The sequence below is a fragment of the Nocardia sp. NPDC058497 genome, assembly GCF_042720195.1.
Lineage (GTDB): Bacteria > Actinomycetota > Actinomycetes > Mycobacteriales > Mycobacteriaceae > Nocardia.
Window position 1 is genome coordinate 1 of the sequence record NZ_JBHXMY010000931.1, and the last position, 1,515, is coordinate 1,515.

The 1,515-nt window shown below is 64.6% G+C and carries 1 protein-coding gene; it reads left to right on the plus strand.

All coding sequences use genetic code 11. From position 1 onward, the window contains the following. Positions 1–44: 44 nt before the first annotated feature. A partial coding sequence (locus tag ACFWPJ_RS32570; protein ID WP_378857329.1) for an MFS transporter occupies positions 45–1,515 on the plus strand: 1,471 nt, incomplete at its 3' end.

Genomic DNA, 1,515 nt, shown 5'->3' on the forward strand with positions numbered 1-1,515 from the left:
CCGTCTTAATGGATCTACTCGCTGTCACCATAGTCAATGTTGCGGTGCCGACCATTCAGGAAGATCTCGGTGCCCAGTATGCCCAGATCGAATGGATCATCGCCGCCTATGTGCTCGCCTTCGCTGCGATCCTGATCACCGGTGGTCGACTCGGCGACCTGTACGGCCGCAAGCGAATCTTCATGGTCGGAATGGTGTTGTTCACGGTCACGTCAGCTGCATGCGGGCTGAGCTCCGCCCCGACCATGTTGATCGCCTCCCGCTTCCTCCAGGGCCTCGCGGCAGGCCTGATGGTCCCGCAGATTCTCGCGATTCTCCGGGAATCATTCCCGGAGCGGGAGCGCGCCAAGGCGATCGCTGTGTATAGCGCAGTGTGCGGGTCGGCTACATCGGTCGGTCTGGCGCTGGGCGCTCTGCTGGTGGAATGGGATCTGTTCGGCCTCAGCTGGCGGCCTATCTTCCTGGTCAATATCCCCATCGGGATCATCACGCTGATCGCCGCCTGGCTGTGGATGAAGGAGTCCCGATCGGTCGCCGCGCCGCGCCTGGACCTGGTCGGCGTCGCGCTGGTCACCGCCGTAATCCTACTGCTGACTTATCCGCTCACCGAAGGACGCCGCCTCGGCTGGCCCGCGTGGACCTTCGTCATGATCGGAGTGTCGGCGGTGGCGCTGGTTCTGCTGATCAGCCACGAGCGTAGACGCCGACGGATCGAAGGGTCGCCGTTGATCGACCTCACTCTCTTCGAGTCGCGTCCATTCACACTCGGTCTGACTAGCTGGCTGTTGTTCTGGATCTGTTTCGGCGGGTTCTCCCTGGTATGGACGCTGCTCATGCAGGTGGGTCTGGGCTGGTCGCCTCTGCGCGCCGGGCTCACCTCACTCTTCTTCGCGGTCGCCACCGCGATCGGTGCGGGAACTGCGGCCAGTGTGTTGGCGCCGAGGTTCGGCAGACGTGTCCTCGTCGTCGGCGGGCTTGTCACTGGCGCCGGGTTCATCGGATACGGCGCGCTGGTCCAGCATTACAGCCAGGCGACGACGTCGTGGCAGATGATGATTCCCCTGATCGCCATCGGCATCGGATTCGGTTTCGTGGTCGCACCCACCATCGATCTGGTACTCGGCCAGGTACCCAACCGTGCCGCCGGCGCTGCGTCCGGGCTGCTCAACACCGGGCAACAACTCGGAATCGCACTCGGTGTCGCGCTTGTCGGAATCGTCTTCTTCACACAACTGGATCACGATTCCGCGCGCGGTGCCGACGAGGCGGCAGCACGAGTGCGGGCCGAACTCGCCGCAACAGTCCTGCCAGGCCCGGCACAGACCGAGATAGCCGACGGATTCCGGGCCTGCGTCCGCGATCGATCGGCACAGATCGATCCCACCGAAGAACCGGAAAGCTGCCGGGGAGCCGCCGCGGCCGACCCCTTCGTAACCCGGGGGGGGGGCGCGGCGCGCGGGGGGCCCCCACACCCCCAACACAGCACACACAAACAACACACACAACGCGAGTGGG